The sequence below is a fragment of the Microbulbifer variabilis genome, assembly GCF_056232115.1.
Window position 1 is genome coordinate 1036105 of record NZ_CP174325.1, and the last position, 23262, is coordinate 1059366.

Here is a 23262-nt window from a genome sequence, read left to right on the forward strand (position 1 = left end):
CTCCATTAGTCAGCATAAAAAAGCGCGTTGGTCACAATATATTTTGTACCCTCTAACACTGGTAAAGATTCATGTAGCTCCGAGGGTGGAAACAGCAACAAATCTCCAGTAGTCGGAGCGATATTCTGACCACTTTGCAAAAATTTTAGCTGTCCACCTGAATAGTTGTCGTTCAAATAAAAGACCAGGGTGAATACTTTGCGCCACCCAAGATAATAGTGCCCCGCACGAGCCCCATGATCAGGATTTTCATGAAAACTCAGCGGACGAGGATTATCCTCGTGAGCCCGTAGGTATTCACCCATTTGGTAACGAATTACACGAGATTCATAGAAGTAACGCTGAGGTCCTCCACTTCCTAAGTATTTATCTAAAGTACGTGTAGCAGCCGCTATCAATTGATCCCTTACCCAAAGCAGGGGCTCATAGCGCTCAACCCAAGTTTCTGAACTGGTTCGTGAATCACCGACAAAATTATCTGATGTATAACCAACTTGACCCGATCGTAGCCAGCGACCATGTTTCTCAGCAGCCTCAATAATTTCTGCACATATTGCTGGAGGTAGAGCTCCCTGGTTAAAGCAGGCTAACTCATGCGGCAGCATGGGATTCTCCCTTTTTTATGCCTATTAGTTCAGCCTTATCCGCAAGAATATCCTCACAAGCAGAGAGCCAATTTAACAAAATATACTTATTATCATTTTCCGGCGGGAATGCCTCATGGAGGTAATTATCAGATACTGGAAATACTACCGCGCTCCCGGGATTTGTATTACAGCAGACATTCTGCTGAGGGAAAAACAGCTGCCCACCATAAGTGTGATTTAGATTAATGACCATAGTTAATTGACGCCATTCACCTGGTCGGCAATGGCGTAAGTCAGAATGCAACCGAAAAAATCCGGTTGGCCTATAGCGTACTATACGCGCAGGCTCGGCCACTAAGTAAGCCTCTACATTCGCTACATTTTTTCGATATAATTCGGCAATATCTTGGTAGAGAACTTCCAGTTTTTTTTCCAAATCGGTCAGCTCAGAATGCTGACTAAGCCAGATCTCATGACAGCGGCGACTACTGGGGACCACTACATTTCCCACGCCGTTCCCCATTACTACCCGGCCGGGCGTGTTAAATTTTACTGATTCAGCTAGCTGGATAATCTGCTCACATTCAGTTTTTTTAAACACATCGTGGACGTAAATAATTCGGGGATCCGTAGTACGTTCTATTTCCATCGAGTTCTCCTACGGAATATGTATTCCCATACCTACGCCTATACCCATACCAACTGTAGAATATTTTGTAGCTTTCAGGCCAATAACGTCATCAAATAGGTAACTACCACCAATTAATTTTATACGTACCCGCACTCCGCATGTGTAGGATCCATTACTGGTTCGATTGCGGTATGCATAGCGAGTACCATTAATAGTCCCCACAGAACCTACTGACGGCGAAGCACCAGAAATATCGGAATTGTCGCCGGATACACTGGCATTATCGAAGCGCATCTGGAATTTATCACCTACAGTGCTACTAGCAGGCTTAATCCAGGCTCCCTGACTAACGGGAGAACTAGACTGACTTTCCAAATATATGTATCCGTTGCGGGCAATTTCTAAACGTGCTACCGCGTTAGTCGGTGAGCCCGCTGACGCTGAAAAACTACTTGGTAGATTACCTGGGAGAAACTGGTAATGGTGAAAGGTTATCGTAACCGTATTACTGTAGACAGTACCTACACCATCGGTCACCTTGCAACGGTATTGGCTGGTTGTTATTTCTCCTGTATCCGAGCGGCTAAGAGTCACGCTCCTTCCATTAGCGGAAACTGACAAAGTGGTACCACTGACCTTTTGCCAAGTGTAAATAAAATTCCCAGTGCCATTGCTCGGTTGGCTACATGTCAATGTAGTACTGCAACTTACTGAACCCGTACCGGCATTTTGCTTGACTGTGGTACCAGATAAAGATGGTGTACCCATAGCTACATAATCGGTAGCACTATAGAAATCTGCACTATCAGCAGCACCTGAAGTCGGAATATTATTATTTTGTGAAATATTCGGTACAAAACTACCGCCTCGATAAAATTGTGAAGTATTACCGGCACCACTCTGTCCAAATACACTTTGTAGATTGGCACTACTAGCCTGGCCGCTACTGGGCATAGTTGCCATAATTATCCCCGCTATTTAGTTTGATCTCGCTAATTTTTCTGCAGCTCTTTTATCGTTTTACTACATTCTTTAATGATCTCAGCCTGCTGTTCAAGTCGTACTTCCTGGTCTTTACATACTTCAACGAGTAATCCCGTCACAACGTTATAATCGGCCTGATCATATCGCTTACCATGCTTCCTGAACTTCGATTTGTAAACAGTACCTGGTAGTGCTTTACGAATATCGGGGCTCATCAAACCGCCAGAACCACGACCACTGTCTTTCCAATCGAAAAGAACGCCATTAAGTTTTTTCAATCTGGAAATTGGCTTGTCAATCGTGCGTACATTGGTTTTAAGAATTGGGTCTGATCCAACTGAACTAGACTGCCAATACACATGGCCATCAGCATGGAAATTACCATTGGAAACATCGAACAAATATTTCGTTGTGGTGCCTGAGCGAATATATAAGTCACCAGTATGTAGACTCAAATAACCGTGGCTTCCGCTATGCATCATACGCATATCCGCACTGTTACCCCAACGAACCTCTTTGAGGTCCTGCCATTCGGTATGTCCTGTTACATTATCATCAGTATCAGCACGAATAAGCTGTGAACCATGTAAATTATCTAAGGTGTCCGCATTCCCCGCACTAGTAGCACTGGTAGCGCTATTGGCACTAGTGGCATAGTTAACGTTCAAATTCAATGAGAGATCGCCATTTGCATCAAAACTTGCTGAGCCACTGGCATTACCGCTGACTGAAACAGTACCACCGGTTTTTATCGCACCGATTTCTGCTGGGGTAGGCTTTTGCCCTTCATGATAGATTTTTTTATTATCGCCATAAGTCAATCCGCCAGATTGTTTTATATAAGCTGCGCTAGGTTCCGCAGCCTGCCAAACGGCCTCATCATTGTAGGTAGTAGATACGCCATTAGATTTCGTCGCGCCAATTTCGAATACACTTACTCCGAAGTGATCAACAGCCTTCTGTACCCACAGCTCAACCGGCTGACCATACCCCGCACTAATCAGCCGAAAAGCGTCATCTTTAAAAGCTCCACTATGGTTAAATGCATAGGAGATACCGCTATCGGACACTAGGATATTTGGTGCGGTCTGCTGAACGACATGGACACTCACCATTGTATGACCACGAATAGATGAACCATTAGTTGTCAATAATAAAATCAATGTGGCATTGGCATAATCAGAATTGGGCATATTGAATGTAGCAATTTTCGCCCAATAATTTGCACTGCTCATTCCCGCATTCTTTAAATTGCAAACCCGCCTCCCCAAGCCCTCTACTGGAAAGGGGCCGGTGTTTTCTTTTACTCCATCGGTATAGGTAATTCGCAAGGTGCCATCAACTAATACTTCCATACTGGAAATACCGCGGCCAGTATCGCCCTTGGGACCAGCCAAGTTACCAATTATGGACCAACTACCAACACTCTTTTGATAAAGAGTTTTATTTGGGCTATCCAGCTCCACATAATACTCGCCATTTCGGCCCAGGCTGTCTGCAGGTATACCATTACCAGCGAAAATACCCAGGCCTTGTTCGCCCTGAATTCCTTGTATACCCTGGTTACCCTTATCGCCCTTATCTCCTTTTGGGCCTTGGGGGCCCCGTAGATTACGCAACTTCGCCCAACTGTTATCACTTTTTCCATACAGGTCGGCACTATCATAGTCCAAGTATTGATCGCCATTGTTACCGAGGCCCGCAGCAGGTATACCACTACCCCAATGAATTGTTGCGCCTTGAGGGCCAGTTGGGCCGGATGGGCCCGCTACACCGCTCTGCGCCAGAGTTAATGTCTGGGTGATTTCGCTCATAATTTTCTAATGGTTAAACAGTGACGTGCGGCGTCACAGTGACGCAGCCATATATCAGGCATTTGCACTATCAGTTTTGGGTTTTAAAGAGAAGTTGTAGAGGGCTGCAGGCCAAGCAATTATCAGCCTCGCAAGGGCTAAGTGTGCATAGCAAGGAGCAATACCCTCACGACTAAAGTCTTGAGATTTTTATTTTTGTCTAGCTAAAAATTAGCACTGCTAACTTAACTTTCGCTAGGTATAACGGCATAGTTAATACTAGTTTTCAATCCGGCTTTGAAGACTTTTCATCATATGCTGGAGTTTATTAACAGTTTTACCTTGGTCCTTGATAGCTTTAAAGTCATCACTCTGCCGCTGCAATCTATTCTCCAAGTCTTTACACACCTCAACCAACAAACCAATGACCGCATTATAATCGGCCTGATCATATCGCTTACCATTCTTCTTAAATTTGGATTTGTAAACGGTACGTGGTAGTGCCCTACGAATATCCGGGCTCATCAAACCGCCAGAACCACGACCACTATCTTTCCAATCGAAAAGAACACCATTAAGTTTTTTCAATCTGGAAATTGGCTTGTCAATCGTGCGTACATTGGTTTTAAGGATTGGGTCCGATCCAACCGAACTAGACTGCCAATACACATGGCCATCAGCATGGAAGTTACCACTGGAAACATCGAACAAATATTTCGTTGTGGTGCCTGAGCGAATATATAAGTCACCAGTATGTAGACTCAAATAACCGTGGCTTCCGCTATGCATCATGCGCATATCCGCACTGTTGCCCCAACGAACCTCTTTGAGGTCCTGCCATTCGGTATGTCCTGTTACATTATCATCAGTATCGGAACGAATAAGCTGTGAACCGTGTAAATTATCTACGGTGTCCGCATTCCCGGCACTAGTAGCACTGGTAGCACTATTGGCACTAGTGGCATAACTAACATTCAGATTCAGCGAGAGGTCGCCGTTTGCATCAAAACTTGCTGAGCCACTGGCATTACCGCTGACTGAAACCGTGCCACCGGTTTTTATCGCACCGATTTCTGCTGGAGTAGGCTTGTGCTCCTCATGATAAATCTTCCTATTTTTTCCATAAACTAGCCCGATAGATTGTTTGACATAAGCTGCACTAGGCTCCTCTGCCTGCCAGCTAAAATCGTTATGATAAGTAACCGTCACTTCATTAAGTGCGGCAGCCACTTCGTGAACACTCAAAGATACAAAAGAATGCTTCTTTCTCACCCAGAGTTCTACAGGCTGACCATATCCATTAGATATCAATTTAAACGAATCATCTGCAAAAATTTCACCATGATTTGCAGCAATATATACCCCAGACTCTGCCGCCAAAGTATCGGGGCTGGCTCCCTCACGAAACTTTACAGTGATCACGGCCGCGCCATGTACTGCTTGATCCCCACAAACTAGAGCTAAAACCAGACCAGCATCAGCTGTACCTGTCGTAGTTCTTAACGTTGCGACTTTGGCCCAGTAATTTGAATTATCAGCTCCTGGATTTTGTGATAGTGCTACACGCCGTCCCAAACCCTCTATCGGAAAGGGGCCAGTATCTTGATTCGTACCATCAGTGTATGAAACTCGCAAGGTGCCATCTGATAATACTTCCATATCGGAAATACCTCGGCCAGTATCACCCTTTGGACCAGCTAAGTTACCGATTACAGACCAATTACCAGCACTCTTTTGGTAAAGGGTTTTACTTGGGCTATCCAGCTCCACATAATGCTCTCCATTTCGGCCCAGATTATCTGTAGGTACACCATTACTGGCAAAAATACCTAGGCCCTGTTCACCCTGAACTCCCTGGATGCCTTGATTGCCCTTATCCCCCTTATCTCCCTTTGGCCCTTGAGGGCCACGGAGATTGCGCAGCTTTGCCCAGCTATTATCACTTTTTCCATATAAGTCGGCACTATCATAGTCGAGATATTGGTCGCCGTTGTTACCGAGGCCCGTGGCAGGTATACCACTGCCCCAATGCATTGTTGCACCTTGAGGGCCTGTTGGGCCGGATGGGCCCGCTACACCACTCTGTGCCAGAGTTAATGTCTGGGTAATTTCGCTCATAGTTTTCTCATAGCTAGACAGTAACGCGCGGCGCCACAGAGACACTGCCATATATCAAGCGCTCAGCACTATCACTACTGGGATTTAGAAACAGATCGTAGATAGCATCGCGCCAGGTAAAACCAGCGGTTACGAGACCCGGAATTTCAATTTTTAGCTGGCCATTATTTGGGTCACCGCTGTCGCCTCCCACCTTCAGCCCATCTAAATTGTCTAAAGATAGCAGTAGTGTTTTATCATCATGGTTATCACGTATTTGTAGACGTGCCGTGTAGCCAGTCAAGTTACGAGGTGTGCCTGGTGGAGCTTCAATAGTCATTAGCAAGCCATAGCCAGCCCCTTGCTCCAGTTCAATATTGTAATTAGAGCCGTACATATTTACCCCCGTATAATTTCAATACCTGCACACCACGCGGTCTGATGTGGTTCATTGAGGATATCGAATTCTGGTTCGTGCAATTGCACTCTTTCTATACCCTCTTGATGCAATACTTTGGATAACCCCGATCTGGCTACAGTAAGGCCCAAACCATGGCGTTTCTTTGCATAAGCAATTGCGGCCTCTTCAGCACGTTGATATAACGCTTCATCCACAGGTCCTGGCATTGGAGTCAGAGTTGCACTAATAGAGTACTGTTTAATTTCAGGCTCTATTATCTCTACCTTATCAGTTAGAGGACGTATGGACTTTTCTGATAAGGCATTATTCACAGCTTCAAGTAAATCCGGTGAAGCCGAGCCATTACCCTCAGTGCTGAGGATAACCACATGTACCACTCCATCACTAGGACTGCTTGCCAATGCATCTTTTACGCGGGGGTCAGCTGCAAGCGCATGGCTCTTATAGGAGCCTTTAGGACCAGCAGTGGTGAGGCCCTCGAAGGCAAGAGGAATTCGCCCGCGGTAGCGGGTGTCATCCTCACCTTCTAGCCGGCGAGTCTTGTTGTTCTCTCCCAGCCGATCCAAATCTCCATCAACCGCAAAAGCAACCATGACGCCCCGAGCCGCATCATTGACTCGCTGACGAGTGAGCATCTCTCGGTAGGCAGCTACTTGTAATAAGCGAGCTAAAGGCTCGCTTTCCATTTGTACATAACTAAGATTCATCAGAGAATCCGCTGGGATTTTGAAGTAAGGTGCTCCATCATCAGTAACTAGGTCTGCCCTCACTGTTTGTGGCTTAATCACCTGCCCCATTTCATCTAGTAATAGAGGGGAGGCACCATCAAGCAGAGCTACCATTTCGCCATAGATACTTTCAAAATCTAGAGTTTCCACTATATTTGGTGCTGGTAAGCGACTGATGTCCACTGCACTTTCTGTTGTCATATTTTTATATTCTCCAGAGTTATAAACTCGCCGCTGTCCACCATATAGCCGGACAGTTTCATAGTTATACCGCTGCTCTCCATACGTACTACCTGCATTTCTGTACTCTGAAAGCGAGGTTCCCAAAGGCTTAAAGCCTCTGCTGCATTGGAGTAGATATCCACTATGGTGGAGCGAGTTAATGGTGCATCCAAGGAATGGAAAATTTTTGCACCATAGTTCCGACGCATTAATCTAGACCCTACTGGAGTAGTGAGAATGTCGGTGATTGACTGACGCAAGTGCTCCAGCTCTGTGATAGCCACACCACTACTACTATCCATACCGTATCGCTGCACGCTTCCCCCTATTGTGGTTTCTCAGTGGGGCTACCCACCGATTTCACTATATGTGTATGCTTGGGTAGGCTGATGCCATTACTGCTAAGGTCATCACCGGTATGCTCAACCTTTCCTTTCATTTGAATTTCAGTCCCTTCTAGCCTGAGACTTTCGCTCTCTAAGTTAATATTTTTCGCTTTTAAACTTATATTCTCAGCTTCAGCAACAATCGAGCCCGCCACTTTCAACTGGGTATTACCATTTTGATACTCAATCATGTCACCATTGGCGAATGTGCGGCGAAAAAGGTCGGCAGTATCGCCATTAGCTGGTGCTTTATCGCTATAGATCGCTGGTAAAATCACACCTGCACGTAGCTCTCCACTAGGGCTTAATACTGCAACCTGTTCACCAATACTCGGTGGACGCCACTCGGTATCATTAGTCCCAGCCGCTGGGGCAAACCAACGTAACCAGGTTGTTAGGTTTTCTCCTAAGCGCACGCGAGCGCAGGCTGTGTCATAGTCCACCTCCTCCACAGTACCGAGACGTACTATATTGTCGACCCGACGCTGTAACTCACCAAGCTGCTGTAGAAGTGCAGTTACTACTTCTGAGTTCATGCCTCGCCCACCTCACCAATTTTGGTATAGTCATCGCGATGCTTTAAGCCAACTTTTGGTTCATAACCCACATGAACTTCTACCGGCTTAGGTATTGGCGTAAGATCATGTCGCCGGTCTTCTCCGACCCATATTTTCTGAGTAAACCTTAAGGTGTAAGCAGCAAGAACACCGTCACCAGTTTCATTAAGCTGCAAAGGCTGAAGTCCTTGGAAATTCAAACGTCCAGACTTTTCAATTAACTTGGCTTGTGAATCGGTCAAGTGCTGCTCAAATACTAGGACTGTTGAAACCGCAAGATCTCGAGCTGCTCGGTTATTAGCCACCAAAGTAGTCAGATTGCCTACAATGACTATAATTTCCCATTCTACTGAAAGCGGCTGCACGCCATTATTAAAAGCAGCTATTGGTTCACTAGAAACGAGTCTTAACAGTAAGGCTGGAGTGCTATCAGGAATCTCACTACTACCTACCTGAAGTTCCTTTATTATTTCTTCACATTTAATTATGCCGGGAATACTTTGTAATTTAAGTAAAATATTGTCAGATATAGTGTTAATACTGGTCATAAATGTGCATCTCTTATCCGACCTCAAGGAGCAAATAAAAATTAGATCCAATGTGAAATTCAAAAACTAAATCTGAACCACTGAAATTTTAAAAACCAAAAAAAATAAATAAATTTGAGCAACACAACCCAAAGGAATTTAAAACTTTTGAATCTAAAATTTTTCGGCCACTAAATAAATTTAGCTATCTTTAGATAAACCCGAAGGAGAACGGGCCATATGATAGCGAGCTATCGCTTCGCTGATTTTATTCGGAGCAAAATAAAAAGTAAGAATTACTCCTACCGGTAATCCCATTTTCGAGGCTGCTGAAAAAGTAATTTCAGCAGCATTAGCGAAACTTTGATTATAAGGCTCAAATGCTGACCACACACATTATCAAAGCTACGAGACTTTCTAGCAGCCAAATAAACGTAATTGATAACGCTAATAAACGCCGGGTAAGGTTCTGGCCAGCAGTTACCTGCTGCCACTTCAGCATCCAATCTAATACTCTTGCTTTGAAATCAGCTTTTTCCTCTTCAGTATAAACTAAAGCATCACCGGTTCTAATTACGGCATCGACACTCTGTTCGATAACATCGCTAGTATCCCATAATCTCTTCCATAAACTCATGATTTAAGCCCCAATTTAATTCCCCACAAGCATGGCTCTCGAGATAAATATTGATAAGCTGCTTCCGCCGCTTTATCATAAACTTCGTTTAGAGTTAAGAATCCGGCATTAGTTGTCTCTATATATGGATATTCCTTTAGTGGCTTAAATAGCCCTTCGCCATTACATTGCCAGACTGTCATAGTTTCGCTATTAGTAGATACTGCTATCATAAATTCTTTTGTTGGCACCACTAATACAAGTACTTCTGATGAACCTATAGACTCTAAGGTAAGGGGGCTCTTTTCAGTTTTGTTCATATTTGTGTACAGGATTTCGCATTAAGAAATTCTTAACTTGGTTCACATCAGCTCCCACTTGATCAATACTATTCTGTAAATTCTCAAATTTACGGTCAGTTTTCTCTTCCAGGCGACGATTAGCCTCATCCAGGCGTGCAATATCATTCTTGTGGTTGTGCTCTAATGCTTGCCATTTGCTCCAAAACATTCCAAAAGAAAAAACTGCCCCACATAGCATAATTACCAAACCAATAGCCACCGGTGTATCACGGTCGATCGCTTGAGGTTGATCACAACTCATAAATTCCCCAGGATACAAAAAAGCCCCAGAATTTCTGGAGCTTTCTCAATATTCAGATTAAACGACTTCGAAAAATATTAATCGAAATTAAATTTACTGTCTTAGCTTCTGCTGGTCTTACCTTACCCACACTACAGAAACCTTATCGAAAAAATCTGTAATCACCAAATATATGACCCTTTTAAATCGAGCCTGTAATTTGACCATGGACTAATAAACAATTTAGGCACGCAATAACGACCACAAAAGCATACTTCAATACCTGTCATTCTCCTCAGAGCATATAGACAGAAAATTCAAACTATCAAGTCAACTGCCACCAAAGCAGCACTGGTGACAGCTATCAATCAAGCATAATTAATTAACACTTTTGGAAAACCAAAAAAATCTGAGAATTTGTGACGCAATCGATTAACAGCCGCAGCAGCTATCGTCACATCTCATTTTCCTACCCTCACCTTTATGGGCTTACTTCGCCCACAATGCAGAAACTTTAGCAAACAAATCCGTAACTGCAAAATACATGACCCTTTTAATAAATCTCAAAGATTATATCTATATTGCAGCGTATAACTCTACCTAAGAATGCAATACGACTCTTATGAATACCCCTCAATAACTTCCATTTTCTTCAGAGGATATAGATGAAAAAATTGCACCATATAGATATCAAGCCAATAGCCGCAAAATTAAATTTTACAGCTCTGGCCTGTTATTCACGAGCTTACCTTGCCCACGATACGGATACTTTAGCGAAAAAATCCGTAATCACCAAACACATGACCCTTTTAATTCAGACCTCACTTATAGAATATGGAAGGAACAATAGATTAACAGCCAATAAATTCTTCACACTAATCAATATGTAAGCAGGCATTGCAGTAAGAAGAGTTCAAAAACTGAAGCTAGCTTGATAGCTTGATAGCTTGATAGCTTGATAGCTTGATAGCTTGATAGCTTGATAGCTTGATAGCTTGATAGCTTGATAGCTTGATAGCTTGATAGCTTGATAGCTTAAGCCTAACTTACGAAAAACTAATAAGTGCTAGAATGAGTCCTCACCACTAAATTCCTCCATAGCTCGCTAGGCTAGAAACTTCTTGTGCCCAGAAATTTAGACCTCAAAAAAGTGCGTCAAGGCTTCGCTCTATACCTGCCAAACACTTTAGGCCGTTTAGTGCTCGCACCGGTTAAGTTTCCGATAGCTGTGCGCCATTGTTTATTCCTCCTCAATCCCTCATTGCTTATAAATTTCCGAAGGAGTCTTGAATATCTGGATATCCCACCATAACTATTACCTCGAATTTGACAATTCTCTTGCACAAGTCACAAAGCGACGACAAATAATTATTTCAGTAATATTTGCAATAAATTGCTCAGAAATTTTTTACAAGATATTTCGCCATAATACGAGATAAAATAGGACCTAATAGGTTGAAGCGTTTTATTTAGATTAATTAGGGCTAAATATATCGCAACAACCTGAAGTCGAGAAAAGGTAATGCTTTAAGGTAATTTGATTTGTTTTACTCTATCTAACTTTGTCATCGGGTACAGTTAAGCTTTAATGTACATGCCTCGCATTTTCTACAAAGATCTGCACGTACGGATGCAATACAATGTAAGGTGCCCTTTGTTTTAACCTCAGCTTTGTAGGTATCCTCAGACAGTGCTTCGAATAGCTGCCGTTGAATAGAAAGGGCTTGTGTCATAGTGGCGCCCTTAGCTAGAGCAATTTTTGCTGTTACTCTGGCAGCTACTCGCGCAGCTCGATTTTTAGTGTTTATACCCCCATTTTTTTCCTGAAATTGGGTTATTTTTCTAGCTTCCATGACAATCCTCTCACTTTATTGTCGTAATACAACAAACAAGAGAACAATATACCTATTGAGGTCTATCGTAAAAATCCCTGATGGGTCAGACTTGAACCGGTTTATTAAAATAGATTCGACATAGATACGATTTCATGAAAGTTGCACTATCGTATAAATGCTTTTAAGGAGAATGGTGGTGAATCGCTTACCCACTAACTGGCTTGAGTTGAGCCCAGGGTTGCGCTTGGCTCAACAGCGTCGAGCGCTGGGTTTGAGTCTAGTAAAAATGGCTGCGATCTCGGGTATCAGCGCAGAGCGCTTGCAGCGTATAGAAAGAGGCAATGGCAGGTTGGCTCCTGGAGAACTATTGCCTTTACTGGGCGGCTACAATTTGAGCCCCAATAGCTGGCTGGTCGGTATGGAGAAAGTGCCATTATTAGGCATCGAAGCCAGCCCGCAATTCCAACAACACCTAAGCCTGCTAGACCTGGATGAAATGGAGGCTGTAGAAAAATTTGTGTTCAACATCACCGCGGGACGTAATGCCCAGCCGTGAACCCACCAGGGAAGAGCGGGACTATATGGAAATGTTGGCAGCGATAGCGAAATCTCTGCGCTTGGATGCCGGGCAGGGAATCACCGCTACGGCACGGGCTTTGGGGATGAGTCTATCGAGTTACAAACGTTTAGAGCGCAGTGAATACCTAGCCAATGGAGCGGATTTACAGCAGCTCGGGCGCTTATATGGGCTTGATGCCAACCTCTTAGTTTATGGGGTAACCTTAGTCGGGCAACCGCTTTCTGGTGAGGCGAAGTTAGCGCGCACTTGGCAGCGTCTACTATATCGTCTACGCGCACTGGACATTCAGACTCAGGGAGCAGTAGGGGAATTAGTGGCAGATCTATATCAGTTGCACCTAAAGCGTGGTGGAGCTCCAGCCGAGATAGCTATAGCAAGAGATCAGCGACGCTTACAAGCATTATTAAAATCAGAGTAAGGGCTACTAGCTACAGTATATTCATCTTGTCTTGTCGCTCCCTGCGATGCATCTCAACCAGTACCCTTACGGCTGCGCGTGCTACTAGGTCCTTGCTAATTTTGCCTTTGTTCTTCTTGGCATCGGCATAAAGTTCGCTGTAGGAACGTGTAAGGATTTCATCATCTACAGCGATATCTACATCCCCCCCCAAGGCCTCATCCAAATAACACACTACTTCGTTAACACATTGGCCAGCGAGTACAAAGTCTTTGACAGTTTTTGGGGGGGGGAGATCGGAGCATAGAGAATTACGATCGGCAGCATAGGCCCACCAAATAGCATCTGAACCCAAAGCTTCGGCGATATCATCCATTTCCTTGAGGTCGCGGGGGAGAATATCCTGACTGAGCCAGCGGGTGGTATTTGCCTTACTTACTCCAAATCTGCGTGAAAATTCCGCGCTACGTCCCGATCCTTCAGGAGGAAAGCCAGCTTTATCTAGTAAGAGATTCAAACGCTCACTACATCCCTCTGTAGCCACTAAGTATTTATCAACCATTTTCCCCTCTACCTATTGTTGAGCTGGGTAAAAACCTTATGGCTATCTACCCTGTCATTGCGCACTCAATTGTTTTCTATGTACTGCTAATACGTTGACAGCTGTAAGTGATACACGGTCCGGATCAATGTTTCCGCTATTACTACATGCATACTCGTAAAGCTCGATATAACCGCAGTTCAAAGCCTCTCCTTCAAGATCCAGCGGTCTATCCATCAGGTCTGCCAATCGTTTTAGAAGTGCATTTGCACACCGGCTAAAAAGTGAAATATCGAATACCTCTTGCACAGAGGACTCCTCTTCTCCTTTACCTATTGCCCACCAAAATGGATCTGTACCCAGAGCATCAGAGATTCGTTTCAATTCTGTCATATCACGAGGTACTTTATCGTCATTAAGCCATCTGGTCGCGTTAGCCGTATTTACCCGAAACTCCCTCGAAAAGGCGGCTACACGCCCCTTACCGTCTGGTGCGAAGCCTTTTGCATCCAACAGTCGATGCAGGCGCGCGCTACTCCCGGCAGTACCTAATGACTTCTTTTTGCTCAAGTGTATTTCCTTAGTACTGCAAGTATCACTTGCGAAGTAATCTTTGACCCGTCTTCTGTAGCGTGACTTTTCTTTTCCAAACCGCCCAAAGTCGATTGATAGTGGGCCTTTTGTACTGAGAAATGATCATACCATAAGTGTCACTATAAATTGTCAGAATAAAAATCAGGCAATTAAGCCTAAAATTACACAATGAAAGAAATAAATTTATCAAATTTTGGTGAAATAATATCCATATAGCAGGTTAGACAGGTTGCAACAAGCACCACATGTGGAGTATTGTTTTTTAATCCACAAGCGATACCTAAGGGAAAGGGACTGTGAGTTTAGAACTAATGATGCGAGTCTGGAAGCTCGAAAATCTAAATAGTACCGAAAAATTTGTTCTTCTAGCTTATGGTAGCTACGCCAATGAAAAGGGTTGCTCCTGGCCGAGTAAAGAAACTGTTGCCCGTCGAACTTCATTATCCAAAGCCACTATAAAGCGCACAGTAGCTCGGTTATGTGCCAAGGGTCGCCTAGTAGAAATGCCCTTACACATGGGGTATGGCGCAGATAATAAAAGACGCAAAGTACGGGCGTATTTGGTTCAACCCGAAGGACTATGCAACGACGAGAGCGTGGAGAAACTAGGTGCATTAACTGGGGTTCCAAAGCACTGGGGGCAGAGTGAGCCAGGTTCATTGAGCTCCCAAACTAGGAGCACCGAGTACCAGGAACACCGGAAAAACGCGTCAAGTGGGGTTACTGTTAGCCCCAATAATATAAAAAATAATAAATCTATAAAGTATATAAATCGACACAGAGGAATTATCCTTGATAACTTGCCTGATTCTATTGACCCAGAAATTGCTCGGGAAGTTATAGATCACCGAGAGAAACAGAAAAAACCACTAACCCAAGGCGCATTTAATCGACTGATAAAAACTGCTCTGCAAGCACCCCAGATCGCAGGTATAACAGCCAATGAAGCCCTACAAAAGATTCCCGATCGTGGCTGGTACGGACTGGAATTGGAGTGGCTGGTACCTATGCAGTCAAAGATGTCCCCTCGCACATCAAGCAGCAACCGCCGCTCTCGTGATATCCCCATCGCCGACATGCTCAATGACCAATGGTAGGTATGCAAAATTATTTATTCAACCACCATTACTAAGCTTTTGAGCCTCCACAATGCTTGATTTTTTAACTCCAGCCAATAGAAATTATTTTTCTTATAAAGAACTGCAATGTCGCTGTAACAACTGCATAACAGAGCGCCACCAGGGCGATACTTGTGTGGGCAATGCACAGAACATGAATCATGAATTTATGCAGCATCTAAATCGGGTACGTGAGAGAGTGTACTGTCGCTCAATGCCAATTTCCAGCGGCTACCGTTGCAGTCGCCACCCTGTAGAGTTGCGCAAGCGTGAGCAAGCCAAGCGAGATGGAAAACCATATATTCACGGCGATCATCCCAGTGGCGTGGGTGTAGATGTAAGAATATATGGTGCTAATGCCCATGATTTGATTGAGGCACTGCACATTTACAATTGGTGGCATAGCCAAAGAGGCATGCCGCGCCCTTTTACTGCTATTTGTCCCAATCAGCGCGGACCATACACAGGACGCTTTATTCATATTGGAGGGAACACTGATTTCCCTGGGCGCCCGCGCCCCTGGCTATGGACCTATTGAGGGGACCGAGATATGGAAACAATATTTGTCATAAATTCCCATCTATATTGAATTTCCCTTATTTACGATGAAAACCAGTATGGATTTAACCAATTTTTAAAAAAATAAACTTGTTAGGAGACAAAAGAATAATGGACAGATTTGCAATTTTTTACGGCAGCTATAATCTGCAGATGGGTGGAGCAAAAGATTTTAAAGAGTCTCACCCAAATAAAGAAGAGGCACGGAAAAGAGCAGAGGAAATTGCCAAGGAAAATTTCTTTGCTAGCTGGGTTCAAATCTTTGACAAAGTAACCGATGAGCTTACCATCTACAGTGTGGTTGATGGTGAACTCAAGGAAAGGGACTGCGATCAATATTTGGCTACCCCCAAGTAAAAATAAAAAAAGGCCAGGAAGCACTTATCAAGTACATAACTTAGATGGATCAAATTAAGCAAAAGCTGGAAATTTGTCTCTTGAAAATAAGCGTTTTACTCAGCTGATCAAGGCAACTAAATTTAAAAGTAAAAATGGAGGCGATCGCATGAATGAAGAACTAACGTAAAGATAGATATCCTACTATTCATCATATTTAAATGAAATGGTACTATTAATGACAGATCCTTTTAATTTACGAGCAGGGATATTCCCTTCATGAGATATTTAGAGCTTCCTTGCTCAGACAATATACGTTAGTTTAATGCTTTCCCCCCAAATTTATAAGATGTTCCTGCACTCCAATAAATTATTGCTACAAACTAAAAAATTAACTGTAGATTGTAGGAAAACATTATAAAACCACTATCTACAGCTACCAGAAACCGGCCCTTACTATCAAAAGATAGTAATTCATTTTATAGGGAAAAGTTATAAAAATTTCCTTCTAGCTGATTTTTAGCCAACCACTCCCCAACAGCACGAACTAAGTAAATACACTCACAAGTTAGCGTATTCCTTACCATGCGGGGTGTCACAGAAAGATAAACCATCAAAGCTATGACTCATCTGGGAGCGAGAAACTCATGCTTAAGGCTAATCTCTAGGAAATTAGCCAAAGTCTACAAACTTCATTGATAACAATCTGGCATAAGGGAGCTTTGCTGTTGTATCACTTATGTTGGCAATCGTGGCGTCCATCCGGATACCAAGACATACGCGATATACCCGCACCGAACTGGGTTAACTGCTCACCAGAGTCGGTCTCGGTGTTCGTGCGCCATACTTTCCAATAGCCGTCGGCTACGCCCAGATAAGCAATATCATCGGCAGCCCCCAGCTGCGTGAAACAGCTAAGGCACAATAAGAAAACCCATCGACTTATTTTTTTTATAAACATCGAACTTCTATCTACTCAACGATACAGATTCACAACACCACGATACAAAGTGCTCTCACCACTCTCCGGCGAAGTCGCCTGAATAGCAAAGGTATACGCACCTTCATCACCGACCAGCACCGCATTGGGATCGGATTCGTTATAACCGCGCCACTCCACTTCGTGTAACAGCGCATTGTCCTCACCATCTTTTGCACGCATCAGCCGTTCATCGACCAGCACAATGGCAGAGGGGTGGTCGGGGTCGACAACACCCGGCGGCAGTAGGCTAAAGGTGACAACGGCATCCGTGCTGACCTGATAGGCCATACGTGTCAGCTGTTCGTAGCTGTGGCTGACTCGGTAGGGGTCTGATTTAACTTCAATACTTGGAGCCGCTACGGCACCGGTAATGCGTGGTGCAATGCCTGCGAGATAGATAGCAGTACTACGTACTAGCTTGGGTGTCGGATAATAGATAGCAGCCGAGGATTCTACGATATGTCCTTCAGGATCACGCCCATTCCAATAAAGCCAATGATTACCTTGGGGATAAAATACATCTTCAAACACACTGAAGGCAGATTCGCCACTTGGTGTGACCTGCATACTCACCAAGCCCGGTGTACGCAACTGCACCAAAACCTTATAGAGTTCGTTAGCGTAGACATCATAGAGGGCGGGCACGGTACCCTGGACGTAACCCTCACCATTGGGTTTCGGCAAATCGTAAATAAAGTCATCGAGCCCATCATTTGCACGCAGTACAACTCTATACAGGCCCTCAGCCTGAAGCTCGTTCTGATTGTCTCGCCCATCCCAGGAAATTGGATACACACCGGCCTCAACATAACTTTCGCTAGCCAGGTAGACTAGCTTATCGTCGGAATCCCGGTGGATCTCAATGGTGACATTGGCAGGGCGGTTTAGGCTGAAACTACCTTGCGCCCGCTCGCCCTCAAGTGGATGGAATTTTACTACTTGCAGGGCCACATCACTGAGGCGCACCGCAGGTAGGTCAGTGGCTGAATCTCTATACCCACTAAAATTCACCTGTGGCGATGAACTGTCATCAGCATAGATTTGTGTTTGTATGGCGACCTCATCCGCCGTGCCCCACCAATTATCACTGACATCCAAGTTAACGTTTGTCGGCTCGCCAAAATTGGTGGCATAGAGATCATAATGATTATTACTATAAAGGCTATTGCCAGTGATCACCGGTCGTGGGTTGTTAACCGCATTGCCTCCTCCGTCGATATAAATACCATAATCATTGAACGTGATTTCATTGCCATCGGTAATCAGGGGATTACTTCCAGCACGTACATAAATGCCGTAGGTATTAAAACGGAACAGAGAATTGCGCACCGTACCTTGGCCGCCGTTAAAGTCGAGCCCGTACTCAGCCCCCTCTACTCGGGCATAGTTTAAATCGACGCTGCCGCCGGCAACCACTTCGATACCATACCACTCCCCTGGCGTGGTCTGTATTGAGAGCGGCGCAAAGTCCACTCTAGATTCCACAGTGCCCTGTACAAGCAAAGTGCCAGCAACCTGTAACTTTAGATCTGGAGCAGACTTTAGGTTGGCACCAGCCTCAATAGTCAAGGTAATTCCTGGCTCCACTCTTAAGCTCTGTAACATCAAATAGTCATCGGCGGATAGAACAGTATCCTCCGCGATAGAACCAAATAAAGTTACAGCATCATGAGCGAGCTGACCGTTTTCACCATCCAGGTAACCACTATAGTTTACAAGTGGTAAATACGGTTGATCATTGAAATCAAAAATAGACTCAACGATCAGCTCTAGTTCAGTACTTCCCCACCAGTTACCGGTCGCATCCAGAGTAGTCGATGCTCCATCGACATAATACAAGATATGGTAGTTGTATGAGCTGTTGTCATAGAGGCTGTTGCCGGTTACGACGGGAACGGGATTTTGCGCGGCATCTGTATTGTGCCCATCGGCATTAATACCCCATTGATTACCAGTGATCACGTTGCCTGCAGTGATCTGTGGGTCGCTATTAATGTACACATCAATACCTTCGCGACTACCACTAATCTTGTTACCAGTAATCTTCGGAGCGATGCGTGCCTCGGCGGATGCCGCTATGGTTTTAATACCAGTGTAATTATTCAAAAGCTCGGAGTTGCGCACTGAGCCATCGCCGCCGTTAAATTGAATACCGATAACAGCACAGTGCACTTCGGCATATTCGATGTTTGCGGTCGCACCCGCAATCACCTCAATGCCTGGCCAGTCTCGCCGCTGGGTATTGTTACCATCACAAGCCTGGTCGGTCGACTTGAACACAATAGGCGAGGCACTGCTGCCTTGTGCACTCAAAGCTCCTTGAACACGCAACGGAAAATAGCCTGCAAACTGGAGTTCCGTGCCCGCACCAATACTTAAGGTTGTACCCGCCGCAACTTCCACACGCCCAAGTATCAAATAGCTATCTTCGAGCAGGACTGTATCCTCTGTAAAATAGCCAAGTAGTGCCTCTCCTTTATAAACAGGTTCGCCCTCAGGGCTGTCGAGGAATTGACGATAGTCGATAATTGGAAGGTAATTGGAATCCGTCCAGTCGTAGATTTTTGCAGCGATTTGGCTAGGATCTGTCTTGCCCCACCAGTTGCCAGTGGCATCCAGGGTGGTCGAGGACCAATTGGCAAAATACTGGGTGTAATAGTTGTAAGAACTATTGTCGTAGAGGCTGTTGCCCGTCACCACTGGTGCTGGGTTTTGCGCCGCGTCGCCGCTGTTTCCGTAGGCATAAATACCATACTCGTTCCCAGAAATGACATTACCGTTACTAATTTGCGGATCGCTGTTGTGAGATACATAGATACCATAGTAACTGCCACGAATCGCACTGCCTGCAATATGTGGGGAGATGCGTGCCTCTACTGATGTGGCTTTGGTACGGATGCCGGTGTAATTATTCAAGAACTCGGAGTTGCGCACCGAGCCATCACCACGGTTAAAGTGAATACCGTTTACCGCACAGTGCACCTGGGCGTATTCGATTGCCGCTGTAGCCCCTGCGACAACTTCAATTCCCGACCAGTCTTGTCGCCGCGTATTGATGCCATTACAGGCCTCTGCCACCGGTCTAAACAACACCGGCGCCTCTGCTCTACCGTTGACTGCCAACTCTCCTCTGACCAGCAACGGGTATTTGCCGCCAAACTTGAGTTCTGTGCCCGCTGCTATTGTGAGCACCGTATTCGCCGCAATTTCTACCCGCCCAAGCACCAGAAGGCTATCTCCAGACAGGGTGATATCTTCAGCGATGGAGCCAAGCAACGCCTCTCCCGTGTAGGCGGGTTCGCCCTCAGGGCCGTCGAGGAAGTTACGGTAATCCACGACCGGATTGTAAGTTGGAGAATCTGTCCAGTCGTAGATTTTTGCCTTGATTTGGCTAGGATCTGTCGTGCCCCACCAGTTGCCAGTCGCATCCAGGGTGGTCGAGGACGAATTGGCAAAATACTGGGTGTAATAGTTGTAAGAGCTGTTTCCGTAGAGGCTGTTACCCGTCACTAGCGGGGCTGGGTTTTGTGCCGCGTCGCCGCTGTTTCCGTAGGCATAAATACCATGTGTGTTCTCGGTAATCACATTGCCAGCGCTAATATACGGATCGCTGTTGTGAGACACATAGATACCGTAGTAACTGCCGCGAATCGCACTACCGGTAATTTGTGGGGAGATGCGTGCCTCTTCTGATGTGGCTTCGGTACGGATGCCGTAGTAATTATTCAAAAAGTATGAATTACGAACCGAGCCACCACCTCCGTTAAAATGAACACCTTTAGCTGCACAATGTATCTCGGTATGACTCAAAGTTACGCTAGCGGCCGGTCGAATCTGGATACCACCCCAATCTAAACGTTTAGTATTCGTACCATTACAGGAATTTGTAGTTGGTTTAAATTTAACTAACTCTTCGCCCAACCCGGCTACTTGCAAATGACCAAAAGCGGTTAACTTGTGGTTACCATCCACAACGACTTCGACCCCCGGCTGAATCCAGAGAGTGGCGCCTGCTAATACATTCAGATCATCATTGAGAACATAGGGTGAACCATCGCCTTTGGTCCACACTAGGGTGTTAGAAACATTCCCAGACCAGTCCCGAACTAGGGTATTCGTATAAGTGGTAGTCACACTGTTCGAGGCAATACTTTGCCCTATATCTATCTCAGCAATTGCGTAGATGGAATTATCACCATCCTCCAACGGCACCCATGTAGAGAAAACACCACTATCATCGGCATCAATGTTTCTTATTACCCGGCCATTGACAAAAAAACTGACCGTTGACCCCGGTTCTGCGGTACCTGTCAAAGTGATAGGATTTATCAGACCATCAGTATTGGGTAGGTTTAGTACCGGAGCAACAATATCTGTGCGGACCTCTAGCTGCCCATCGGTGTTGTCACTATCGCCGGTATTTAAATATTTGAGAGCTTGCGTATCAGAAACCTCTGCTGAGGTTGTGCTCCTTACGCGGATGAGGTTTTCACCCTCACTCAGTGTCACACTCAGCGCAAAGTCACCGGTAGCGTTAGTCTGCGTTTGCGCAACAATCGCACCGTTGACCTCGATATCCAAGGTATCGTTTGCTTGGTCAGAAAAACCAGCAATATATTGGCTGGGAGAATAAACCCTATCCGCTGTGGGATAGATTAATACCTCAGCATAGGCAGCCACAGAAAATACTGCGAGGGACGACCAAAACACAGCCAATATACTGGCATTTATAACTTGCATAATCGCCCCAGTGAAACTACACCTATTCATTACTGCCCACCCCTGAATCACTCCATTCACCTTGTGGTATTGCCCCACACAACGTGCTAATCACTTGAAAACCCCTAAGAAAGAGCCTTATAACGCACTGGGCCTTATTCAATCAATAAAACGTACTGCATCCATGCGAATATGAGTTTTATTTTGCGAGCCGGTAGTCCTTTTAACCGAATCGGCCCGGCAAGCAGTAAAAGAACCGAGATACTCAGTATTAATATGGGATCTGTCACAAACTTTCTGTATGGCTGAAACGCACCTATAGCCCGGACACAATTATCCTGCGAGTCCCATAAATTGTCGATAGGCCGGGATATCTTCCTAGCCCAGCCGCCTTTTCGGATCATATGAGCAGTCTCAATCCCATCGAGAGTGGCTACCGCTGAATGAAAGCCAGAATCCCATCAGAAACAGATAGATATTAATGTTGGCCTGGCCCGCTAGATTGGCTCCGCTTTTGTCTTTGACTACCATCTCTGGCAACCCATTGATGCCAATAGATTGCTCAAAGAAGTGTGTTACTGCAGCTTCACTTCGGGTTTCTGAGAGTATGAAGTCAACGGCCTCACCGGATTTATCGACTGTCCGATACCGGTATACCCACTTGCCCCTAACTTTGATATAGATCTCATCCATACACCAGGAGGTGCCTACCTGGCTCTTCTTCTTTCGGGCCACTGCGGCAATTTGCGCGGAGTATTTGACAACCCACTTGTTCAGGGTGGCGTGATCAACCGTAACCCCACGCTCCTGGATAACCTCTTCCAAATCGCGATATGAATCTGTATAGCGTACATAAAAGAGTGATGCTCACCTCTTATACCTCTTAATAATGGATAAAATCAAAAAGTTGAATCCACAATGGAAAAGAAAAACTAAAATCAAACCTATAATAAATAAAGTAAAACCCCCATACTTACGAAAGTATAAGTGATAAGGGATAAGGGATAAGGGATAACCATCAACATTACAGAAACAACCGCGATTAATGGAGATAAATATTTTAACCTAGAGTCATTTAAAAACTTAAACATATTAATTACCAGGCACAACTCCCATTTTTTACCGAATACCCAGTATCTGTATTTTAAGGGCATAAAGTGTAAGAATAAATAATCTTATATCTAGGCCATTGACCATAACTACGATTAATATCACCTCAACAAAAGTTAACGGGCTGCAATCAAATTGAAATGGCACTCGCATGATAACTGTGTCCGTGCCACAGGTGTGTTTCATCCATACGGAAAGTTTGCGACAGAACCCGTTTTTTGTGCTGAATGGCTAGCAGAAAAGGAAAAGGCCCCAAGCTCGGGGGATTGGAACCTTTTTGCTACTTAGGGAAGCAGCACATCAAGATGCAAGGCCACTATGCCCTTGTGTGGCCAATTTCGCAATTGGCTCCACCCTAGTA

At 44.9% G+C, this 23262-nt stretch carries 24 protein-coding genes and 1 pseudogene; 5 read left to right on the forward strand and 20 right to left on the reverse strand.

Features of this window, described 5'->3' with window-relative positions:
• Positions 1-5: 5 nt before the first annotated feature.
• From ACJJI7_RS04450 to ACJJI7_RS04520, 15 genes are all read right to left on the reverse strand, one after another.
• Positions 6-605, reverse strand: a complete 600-nt coding sequence (locus tag ACJJI7_RS04450; RefSeq protein ID WP_020414334.1) for a prolyl hydroxylase family protein — start codon at positions 603-605, stop codon at positions 6-8.
• Positions 592-1236, reverse strand: coding sequence for a 2OG-Fe(II) oxygenase family protein (locus ACJJI7_RS04455; protein WP_020414333.1), 645 nt, complete (start codon positions 1234-1236; stop codon positions 592-594). Before ACJJI7_RS04455 ends, ACJJI7_RS04450 begins: the two co-directional genes overlap by 14 nt.
• 9 nt (positions 1237-1245) lie before the next feature.
• Entirely contained in the window at positions 1246-2181 is a 936-nt protein-coding gene (locus tag ACJJI7_RS04460) for an immunoglobulin domain-containing protein (RefSeq protein WP_282952288.1), read from the reverse strand.
• 29 nt (positions 2182-2210) lie between these two features.
• Positions 2211-4016: a collagen-like domain-containing protein gene (locus tag ACJJI7_RS04465; protein ID WP_444902564.1), complete on the reverse strand. Its 1806-nt coding sequence runs from the start codon at positions 4014-4016 to the stop codon at positions 2211-2213.
• Positions 4017-4274: 258 nt separating this feature from the next.
• Complete coding sequence (locus ACJJI7_RS04470) at positions 4275-6113, reverse strand: hypothetical protein (RefSeq protein WP_282952286.1); 1839 nt, start codon at positions 6111-6113, stop codon at positions 4275-4277.
• A gap of 13 nt (positions 6114-6126) precedes the next feature.
• Positions 6127-6489 carry a hypothetical protein gene (locus tag ACJJI7_RS04475; protein WP_020414329.1) on the reverse strand — a complete coding sequence of 121 codons (363 nt, stop codon included), beginning with the start codon at positions 6487-6489 and terminating at the stop codon, positions 6127-6129.
• Between the two features lie 2 nt (positions 6490-6491).
• Positions 6492-7442, reverse strand: coding sequence for a baseplate assembly protein (locus tag ACJJI7_RS04480; protein WP_020414328.1), 951 nt, complete (start codon positions 7440-7442; stop codon positions 6492-6494).
• On the reverse strand, positions 7439-7780 hold the full coding sequence (locus ACJJI7_RS04485) for a GPW/gp25 family protein (RefSeq protein WP_282952285.1): 342 nt from the start codon (positions 7778-7780) through the stop codon (positions 7439-7441). Before ACJJI7_RS04485 ends, ACJJI7_RS04480 begins: the two co-directional genes overlap by 4 nt.
• A gap of 8 nt (positions 7781-7788) precedes the next feature.
• Complete coding sequence (locus ACJJI7_RS04490; protein ID WP_020414326.1) at positions 7789-8385, reverse strand: phage baseplate assembly protein V; 597 nt, start codon at positions 8383-8385, stop codon at positions 7789-7791.
• A complete protein-coding gene (locus ACJJI7_RS04495; protein WP_020414325.1) occupies positions 8382-8954 on the reverse strand; it encodes a hypothetical protein in 573 nt (190 codons plus the stop codon). Before ACJJI7_RS04495 ends, ACJJI7_RS04490 begins: the two co-directional genes overlap by 4 nt.
• Before the next feature lie 180 nt (positions 8955-9134).
• Complete coding sequence (locus ACJJI7_RS04500) at positions 9135-9326, reverse strand: hypothetical protein (protein WP_444902563.1); 192 nt, start codon at positions 9324-9326, stop codon at positions 9135-9137.
• A complete protein-coding gene (locus ACJJI7_RS04505; RefSeq protein ID WP_444902562.1) occupies positions 9310-9570 on the reverse strand; it encodes a hypothetical protein in 261 nt (86 codons plus the stop codon). The genes ACJJI7_RS04500 and ACJJI7_RS04505 overlap by 17 nt, the downstream gene beginning before the upstream one ends.
• Entirely contained in the window at positions 9567-9869 is a 303-nt protein-coding gene (locus tag ACJJI7_RS04510; protein WP_444902561.1) for a hypothetical protein, read from the reverse strand. Before ACJJI7_RS04510 ends, ACJJI7_RS04505 begins: the two co-directional genes overlap by 4 nt.
• Positions 9856-10152 carry a hypothetical protein gene (locus ACJJI7_RS04515; protein ID WP_020414322.1) on the reverse strand — a complete coding sequence of 99 codons (297 nt, stop codon included), beginning with the start codon at positions 10150-10152 and terminating at the stop codon, positions 9856-9858. The genes ACJJI7_RS04510 and ACJJI7_RS04515 overlap by 14 nt, the downstream gene beginning before the upstream one ends.
• Positions 10153-11696: 1544 nt before the next feature.
• Entirely contained in the window at positions 11697-11984 is a 288-nt protein-coding gene (locus ACJJI7_RS04520; RefSeq protein ID WP_020414320.1) for a hypothetical protein, read from the reverse strand.
• A 178-nt stretch (positions 11985-12162) separates the two neighbouring features.
• On the opposite strand from ACJJI7_RS04520, the gene ACJJI7_RS04525 reads away from it, so the two are divergent.
• Together ACJJI7_RS04525 and ACJJI7_RS04530 are read left to right on the forward strand one after the other, a co-directional pair.
• A complete protein-coding gene (locus ACJJI7_RS04525; protein ID WP_353375559.1) occupies positions 12163-12522 on the forward strand; it encodes a helix-turn-helix domain-containing protein in 360 nt (119 codons plus the stop codon).
• The gene (locus tag ACJJI7_RS04530; RefSeq protein ID WP_020414318.1) at positions 12509-12964 is read left to right on the forward strand and encodes a helix-turn-helix domain-containing protein; all 456 of its coding nucleotides are present in this window, start codon (positions 12509-12511) and stop codon (positions 12962-12964) included. Before ACJJI7_RS04525 ends, ACJJI7_RS04530 begins: the two co-directional genes overlap by 14 nt.
• Before the next feature lie 10 nt (positions 12965-12974).
• On the opposite strand, the gene ACJJI7_RS04535 is transcribed toward ACJJI7_RS04530, so the two are convergent.
• On the reverse strand, positions 12975-13505 hold the full coding sequence (locus tag ACJJI7_RS04535; protein ID WP_353375558.1) for a hypothetical protein: 531 nt from the start codon (positions 13503-13505) through the stop codon (positions 12975-12977).
• Positions 13506-13559: 54 nt separating this feature from the next.
• Positions 13560-14054: a hypothetical protein gene (locus ACJJI7_RS04540; protein WP_444902560.1), complete on the reverse strand. Its 495-nt coding sequence runs from the start codon at positions 14052-14054 to the stop codon at positions 13560-13562.
• Positions 14055-14392: 338 nt separating this feature from the next.
• Between ACJJI7_RS04540 and ACJJI7_RS22630 the strand changes: the two genes are divergently transcribed.
• From ACJJI7_RS22630 to ACJJI7_RS04560, 3 genes are all read left to right on the forward strand, one after another.
• Positions 14393-15175 (forward strand): helix-turn-helix domain-containing protein, encoded by a 783-nt coding sequence (locus ACJJI7_RS22630; protein WP_507021901.1) that lies wholly within the window; start codon positions 14393-14395, stop codon positions 15173-15175.
• 52 nt (positions 15176-15227) lie between these two features.
• Positions 15228-15734 (forward strand): hypothetical protein, encoded by a 507-nt coding sequence (locus ACJJI7_RS04555; protein ID WP_444902559.1) that lies wholly within the window; start codon positions 15228-15230, stop codon positions 15732-15734.
• Between the two features lie 131 nt (positions 15735-15865).
• A complete protein-coding gene (locus tag ACJJI7_RS04560) occupies positions 15866-16111 on the forward strand; it encodes a hypothetical protein (protein WP_444902558.1) in 246 nt (81 codons plus the stop codon).
• A gap of 712 nt (positions 16112-16823) precedes the next feature.
• Here the strand turns inward: ACJJI7_RS04560 and ACJJI7_RS04565 are convergent.
• From ACJJI7_RS04565 to ACJJI7_RS04575, 3 genes and pseudogenes are all read right to left on the reverse strand, one after another.
• Positions 16824-17051, reverse strand: coding sequence for a TolB-like translocation protein (locus tag ACJJI7_RS04565; RefSeq protein ID WP_444902557.1), 228 nt, complete (start codon positions 17049-17051; stop codon positions 16824-16826).
• A 15-nt stretch (positions 17052-17066) separates the two neighbouring features.
• The gene (locus ACJJI7_RS04570) at positions 17067-21812 is read right to left on the reverse strand and encodes a right-handed parallel beta-helix repeat-containing protein (RefSeq protein WP_444902556.1); all 4746 of its coding nucleotides are present in this window, start codon (positions 21810-21812) and stop codon (positions 17067-17069) included.
• A gap of 368 nt (positions 21813-22180) precedes the next feature.
• A pseudogene (locus ACJJI7_RS04575) lies at positions 22181-22658 on the reverse strand (IS6 family transposase); the annotation flags it as partial.
• Between the last annotated feature and the right edge of the window lie 604 nt (positions 22659-23262).